Raw genomic sequence first — 6,795 nt, forward strand, 5'->3', positions numbered from 1 at the left:
GCAGCCAGGACGACCTCAAGGCCCTGCTGCCGCAAGGCATGTCAAAGAACAACCCGGTCTAAGCCAGTTCACTGATGTCTACTTGATGACCGCTCGCCTGAAAAGGTGGGGTTGTCTGGACGGTTACCCGGACGATCAACACCATGGCCGAACTTGCCCCGGCGATGTTCGGCCTGCTGCAGGGCGCGCTGGTCGGCAGGCGCGCGACATGATGCAAACACGAAATACACCGGCAACGAGAAACGGGGAGGCACCACGCCTCCCCATTCTCTTTCAACACCCCGACAAGGAGGTCGTATGCGCTGGATGTACCTGTGCCGGTTCTGGCCGTGGAAGAGGTGCCTTCTGCCACCTGCGGAATGCGTGCTCTTCGCGGACTGCCCGAAGGTCCGCATCCCAAGGAGGATAAAGATATGAACTGGGGATCAATCCTCGCCATAGCCATCGCGGTACGTAACGTCGTCAAGGAGAGCATCGATGACTGACCACGAATCCAGGGACAAGGGAATGAACAGGGCCTGGGTGTTTCTTGGCAGCTGTCTGGCCGGTGTCGCTGGCGTGTTCGTGGCGGCCATCTCATGTCCGACACCCCGGAAAGTCTGGAAGGTAGCCAGGAGCGCGAAGAGGAAGCGCAACTGGCGCTGCCGGAGGGTGAGGCAGAAGGAAGCTAAGACGACCGGCAGGGGGGGGGCTGCGGCCCCCCTATGCCGCAAACATGCTTTGCGGGCACTGCCGTGGAACCGCCACCAACCTTGTCTGGAACCTACCCTTCACGACGGAGTTGCAGCCACTGGCGCCCCTTGTCCGTCAGTCGATACCGCTGCAAGCGGCTATTGGGCTTGTCGGGAACGGTCATCTCGATGAACCCATCCGCCAGGGCCGGCTTGAGATAGCGCTCCCGGAAAGACTTGCGGTCTTGCAGACCAAGTGCATCCTGCAACGCCTCACGGGACATTTCGCCAAGTATGGCCTGCAATAGCTGCCCGACTTGGGGGGTGACTTGAGGGGCGACTTGGGGGGCATCTGGAGCAACGGACGCGCTCACGGCATCGAAAATCATCGTGAGCATGAACTCGATGAAGGGGGCACTGTCCGTCTGTCGCGTACTTTCCTGCAGCGCCTCATAGTACTCGGCCTGATGCGCAAAGATCAGGTTCTCCACCGGGAGATCGGCGAACAACCCGTTCCAACGGGCCAGAATGAGGCTCTGCCACAACCGCCCCATGCGGCCATTCCCGTCGGCGAAGGGATGGATGAATTCGAATTCGTAGTGGAACACGGAACTTGCGACCAACGGGTGGGCATCGCTGGTCGCCAACCAGTGAAACAGATCGCCCATAAGCGCGGGCAACCGGTCCGCCGGAGGTGCCTGGTGGATAACGTGGGAACCTTCCAACACGCCGACGCCACCCCGGCGGTAGCTGCCTGCCTCGTCGATCAGGCCGGACATCAGGATGCCGTGTGCTTCCAGCAGATCCTTTTCGACGACAGGGTTCCAGTCATCAAAACGCTCGTACGCAGCAAGGGCATTGCGCACCTCCTGAACTTCACGGGGAGGCGCGATGACCCGTTTCCCGTCGAGGATGGCGGTGATCTGAGCTTCGCTGAGCTGGTTGCCTTCTATGGCGAGCGACCCGCGTATGGTGCGAATACGGTTGATACGCCGCAACCGGAGTGACGCCGCCTGTTCGCGGAGAATGGTCAACCGCCCCACGGCTTCGCTGATCCGACCGACAAGGGTGACGATGGCTGGGGTGATGGAGAAAGGCGGCTGGTATTGCTGGCTCATGAAGCGCCCCCTCGGCATGCCTGACGTACCAATACCTTGCTACCATAGCTGAATTAAAGGGAAAATGCCAATCCGCGTTATCCCTTGAAATCACGCTCCCTTTGTTCGCACCTTTTCCGCCCAAGGGGAACTCCGCAATACCGCGCAGCCCGCCCCAACAAAAACCGTTCATACCCATCAAGCGGGAGGAACGGCGGGTGATGCGGGTGACAGGCGAAAGCATGGAGCCGGACATCAAGCACAATGACGCGGTGCTTATCGACCAGAGCCAGCGTGTTCCGCACCCCGGCCTGTTGTACGCCGTCGGCGTGGAAGACTTGGTCTATCTCAAGTCTGTGAACGCCGAGCCGGGCAAGCTGGTCCTTTCCAGCTACAACCCCGACTACCCGCCGATTGAAGTGGGCGCACGCGGCGACTTGTCCAACGGAATCCGCATCATAGGCCGCGCCGTCTGGGTCGGACGCGAACTGAACTGACGCAGAATGCCGCGCAGGCGCGGCAGAATCGTGCAGGGTTTTTCATCGCATTTTGCCTTGCACAGAAGACAAAAGCAAAACACAGGCAAAACACAAACGGGCGGTCCAAAGGGGCCGCCCGTTTTTCTTCCATGCCTGTGATGATCCGTGCCAATCGGCGCACACTCTTCTGCGCATTCCTTCCAAAAGCGCCCAAAACACTGTGCGGCAGATTCGGCACTAAATTTTCTTCAAACGCCTTGCGGCACAGGGACCAACGACACACGAGCATGCTTCACCCCGTTGTGCCAATCTGAATGCCTCCCCGGTGGTGAAATCAGCCCATGTCGACCCAAAGCAAAAGGCGCGGAACCAAGCCCCGCGCCCTTTGCTTTCACCTGGACTGCCACCAGGGTATTTCTATTCACATCCCCAAGGTTGGAAATAGGGTTGGAAAAGTTTTTCCAACCCTTGCCGAGCATGCTCTTTTTATCACCCAACCACTTGATTTCATTTTGGCGCGCCCGGGAGGATTCGAACCCCCGGCCAAGAGCTTAGAAGTCTGAAAAAGGGCGTTTTCACCCCCCTTCACCCCCCTTCATTCTTCCATCAAAAAATATTGACATTCCATATAGTAATAGGTGATTTTTTGCCCACGATCTTCATCGCGCTTCACTCGATATCACCGGAAAAGGTGGGAGAGAAGTGGGAGAGAAATGGGAGAAAGGTGGGAGAGAATGAGCGAGGAAACGGGCAAGAATCGGACGAAGTGGACGACGGTCGAACGGGGCATACGCAAGTACGAGCACCTGACCCGAAAGCACGGGAAAAAGCCGGACGCCTACTTTGCCCTGCGCTACAAGATAGACGGCGAGAGCCGCGAGGAAGGGCTGGGGTGGGCAAGCCAGGGATGGACCTTGGAAAAGGCCCGGCAGACCCTGGCCGAAATCCGCGCAGCCAAGAAAACGGGCAGCGGACCGGTCACGTTGCAGGAGCGCCGGAAGAAGGCCGAGGATGCCCGGCAGGCAGACCGCTTGAAGCCCACCATGACCCTGCTCTGGGAGACGTACAAGGCCGCGCACGGTGACCGCCCCAGTGCAAAGCCGGACGCTCGCAATGTCCGCCCCATCCTCGCCCGTTTCGCAAAAAAGACGCCGGAGGACATCCGGACGGCGCATGTGGATGCCCTGCGGCGTGACCTGGAAGCCGAAGGTAAGGCGCCCCAGACGGTCAAGCATGTGCTCGGACTGCTGCGCCGTCTCATTCGCTACGGGGCAAAGCGTGGCCTGTGCTCCATGCCGGACATCTCCCGCCTGCACTTCGACATGCCCAAGGTGGACAACATCAAGACCGAGTGCCTGACACCCGAGCAGGCCAAGGCCTTGTTCGACGCACTGGACGAGGACGAGGACCAGAACCTCGCCGCGATGGTGCGTCTGGCTCTTGCCACTGGCATGCGCCGGGGGGCCTTGCTGGGGCTGCAATGGGATGACCTGGATTTCCGCAACGGGCACATCCACCTGCGCGGTGCCGTCGCCAAAAGCGGCAAGACCACGCAAATCCCCATGACCGAGGCAGCCCGGACCATCCTGCAATCAATCCAGCCCACGGGCAGCCCCTACCTCTTTCCCGGAAAGGATGGCGGGAAGCGTGTGGAGGTTCGCCGGTTCCTGGACCGCATCCGTAAGAAGGCTGGGCTCCCCGATGACTTCCGCCCCCTGCACGGCCTGCGCCACACCTATGCCTCATGGTTGGCCTCCAGCGGCAAGGTGGACCTGTTCACCCTGCAGAAGCTTCTGACCCACGGCAGCCCGCAGATGACCCAACGGTATGCGCACCTCGCGGATGAAGCCATGAAACGGGCAGCGTCGGTTATAGACGAATGCTTTGCCGTGGCCATCAACGCCGAACCAGCCAAGCCCGCAAAGAGCAAAATCGTACCGTTCAAGAAGTGAGTGTGGCACCCTCTCGAACCGATCTGTAACGGTGTTTTGGCCAGAAACCGAGGTGCGGACGACGGTGCCATCGCCACAAAAAGGGCACGTATCGTGCATGCGCTGCGGGCATCAAAAACACAAAAAGCAAAAAAATATTTCCACGAATCCCCTGACAAAACCTGACAAAACTCACTTCTTTTTTCTTTTTTTTCTGAAAACCGTGTGCTTCACGTGGCGAGGGCACCCTCCCCTGCTCGACCTCTCACATTTTTTACTGAACGGCCACTCCCCCTTCCAGCGCCATCTTCTCCCCTCAGTCGCCCTCTCCGACCACGGCAGATTCCCTCTCCAGCCATTCACCGGGGGGGCTTGAAACGCATCGCTTTCCAAATACGGCACCCCCCCCGCCATCGGAAACACGTTGGCCGGGGTTACCCGCCCCCCAAGTCAGCCCCCAAGTCACCCCTCAAGCCGGCGGGTTGCGCCCCCACATGAATGCTGGGATGTCCCGTGTCACAGTGCCGAACAGGCTGCCTGCAAACAAAATCATAAATTCTGGTTCGCTCCACACATATTAGGCGGCCGCAGCCCCCCTAACGTTTGCCCTGATGTCCATCTACCTCCCTCTCGGTAGCGCCAGTGGTGCGTCGTCTTCACGTTCAGGGCATTCCCCAAGGTTGAGAGACCGATATGGAGAACGCCATGACCAATGCGCGGCTTCACAGCCCTAACGCGCCATCCGCGATACATTGACAGCCAACAGCCCCAGGCTCCTGAGCATGGAAAAGGCGAGCGCCCACGCCCCATGCGCTTGCTGCTCGCCCTTGGTTTGGTTGCATTGGATGGGCTGCTGTCCTGGTCGAAGTGAAACGTGTACAACCGATCAGAAAAGACCCCAACTACCAGTCGTCGGAACTGCCAGACCCGGACGACCAGTCGGTGGATGAACTGGACCACGAGTCACTGCCCGAATCGCTCGAAGACCACGAATCGACCGACGAACTCCAGTCGCAGCCGGTATCCATGCCCGAAACACCACTGTCGAACAGGGACGACGAGTCAACGCTGTCGTTGCTACAGCCGTACACGTTACCCCCCACGTCGATACCGCTCGTGTCGCCGCTGATCATGGGCAGTCCGGAGGCCGGGTTGATGCACGTTCCCGTTTGCAGCGTGCTGTCGAACATGCCCGGCGACGTTGTGCCGTCGTCGAACAGGCTGCCGCTGGCCACGGCGCCAGCGGCAAGCAGCCCCATCCCCAAGGCAGCCGACGTTGTGTGGTCGTCCGACGGAGTGGCGCTCCATGAATGGGTGTCGGTGCCCGCCAGTCGGCCCGCCGAAGCGGACAGGCCGCCCCACGAAGCCAGGCGGACAAACCCGGGCCCGGCTTCCCCACCGCACGCCTGTCGACGCCACAGGCGCACAAGGCACACGAACGCCAGAACCACCACGCTGCAACCGATGAAGAAACCGATCATGTCCGCCTCCTGCAGGGTCCGACCGGGCGCGCCACAGGGTGCGCCGCACGTTTCAGGGACACCATACCCGGCATGGGAGGGGCCGGGTTGGCAAAACCGTTTGCCAAACGTTGCCCCCGTCCGGCGGTGCCGGTTTCGGGCCGGGCTGCCCGGATCAGCGCACCTCGATGCGGGCGGTGATATCCCGTATGTCGGTGGCGTCGGCCTTGGGTATCCCCGCAATCACCACGGGGTTCTGATCGGAATAGCTCAGCTTGTTGGCGCGCGGGGTGCTGGCGGGTATGAACTGGAATCCCCTGTCGAACCCGCTGTCGCTGTACGCGGCAATGGTGACCTGCCCCGTGGCCTTGCCCGCCTCCACGACGATGACCACTTTCCTGTGCTTGAGGTGGTCATACAACTGCTCCGAAATGACCGTCTTCGCGCGGTCCTCCCTGTTGCCGTACTCGGGCACGGTCGTGATGGCCGGGGATTCGAATCCGCTGCCGCTGCCGTAGCGCAGGTATTTGCCCAGGGTCTGCTGCGGCAGCTTCGATTGCAGGGTCCACGACACCGGCACCACGATGTCTATGGTGGTGCCCTTGTCGCGCAGTTCCGGCTTGCCAAGCGTTACCCGGGTATGGCGTTGCAGGCCGCCCAGAAAGTTTGCGTCCAGGTCTTGCCGCGCAGCTTCAAGGCTGGCCTTGCTGCGGTCCAGCGCGGCATCGGTCACGGCAAACCCCAGCCTTGTACCCCCCGCCGGGGCGGCTTGCGTCGGCGCGTCTTCCCGGGGGGAGCGGGAAGCGGCCCCCTTGCGGGATTGCGCCGGGTCGCCCGCAGCAGCCTGTGCAGTCAACAGTTCCGTCAACTGCCTGCTGGCGGTATCCAATCTGGCGGTCAGTGCATCCCGTTCTGCACGCAGGGCTTCCAGATCCTTTCGCGCCTGTGCAAGTTCCGCCTCGCTGGCGCGCAGGTTCTTCCGGTTTTCGTCAGCCTGCATCCTTGCGCGTGCCGCCGCACGTTCCATGTGCCACTGGCCCAGCGAAAGACCCGCGTAGCCCGCGCCGCCCACCGCCAGCACGAACAGCAGCATGATGACCGGAAAGTTGCGGCGTGGCGGCGCGGCACCCCGCCCGGCTGCGGGCAGGGGCGCGCCC

Annotated in this window: 6 protein-coding genes; 3 read left to right on the forward strand and 3 right to left on the reverse strand. The window is 61.2% G+C overall.

All coding sequences use genetic code 11. The annotated features are described in order from the left end of the window. Positions 1 to 314: 314 nt before the first annotated feature. Complete coding sequence (locus tag FVW27_RS04235) at positions 315 to 485, forward strand: hypothetical protein (protein ID WP_167123026.1); 171 nt, start codon at positions 315 to 317, stop codon at positions 483 to 485. A 278-nt stretch (positions 486 to 763) separates the two neighbouring features. Here FVW27_RS04235 and FVW27_RS04240 read toward each other — a convergent pair whose 3' ends face one another. Beyond that, a complete protein-coding gene (locus FVW27_RS04240; protein ID WP_167123028.1) occupies positions 764 to 1,789 on the reverse strand; it encodes a Fic family protein in 1,026 nt (341 codons plus the stop codon). Between the two features lie 137 nt (positions 1,790 to 1,926). On the opposite strand from FVW27_RS04240, the gene FVW27_RS04245 reads away from it, so the two are divergent. Together FVW27_RS04245 and FVW27_RS04250 are read left to right on the forward strand one after the other, a co-directional pair. Next, positions 1,927 to 2,265, forward strand: coding sequence for a S24 family peptidase (locus tag FVW27_RS04245; RefSeq protein WP_341806074.1), 339 nt, complete (start codon positions 1,927 to 1,929; stop codon positions 2,263 to 2,265). Positions 2,266 to 2,981: 716 nt separating this feature from the next. Then, positions 2,982 to 4,199: a tyrosine-type recombinase/integrase gene (locus tag FVW27_RS04250; protein WP_167123030.1), complete on the forward strand. Its 1,218-nt coding sequence runs from the start codon at positions 2,982 to 2,984 to the stop codon at positions 4,197 to 4,199. 881 nt (positions 4,200 to 5,080) lie between these two features. Here the strand turns inward: FVW27_RS04250 and FVW27_RS04255 are convergent. Together FVW27_RS04255 and FVW27_RS04260 are read right to left on the reverse strand one after the other, a co-directional pair. Further along, positions 5,081 to 5,659 (reverse strand): hypothetical protein, encoded by a 579-nt coding sequence (locus tag FVW27_RS04255; protein ID WP_167123024.1) that lies wholly within the window; start codon positions 5,657 to 5,659, stop codon positions 5,081 to 5,083. A 154-nt stretch (positions 5,660 to 5,813) separates the two neighbouring features. Further along, on the reverse strand, positions 5,814 to 6,795 hold a 982-nt coding region (locus FVW27_RS04260; RefSeq protein ID WP_208294622.1), incomplete at its 5' end, for a hypothetical protein.

The sequence above is a fragment of the Nitratidesulfovibrio liaohensis genome (assembly GCF_011682075.1).
GTDB lineage: Bacteria > Desulfobacterota > Desulfovibrionia > Desulfovibrionales > Desulfovibrionaceae > Cupidesulfovibrio > Cupidesulfovibrio liaohensis.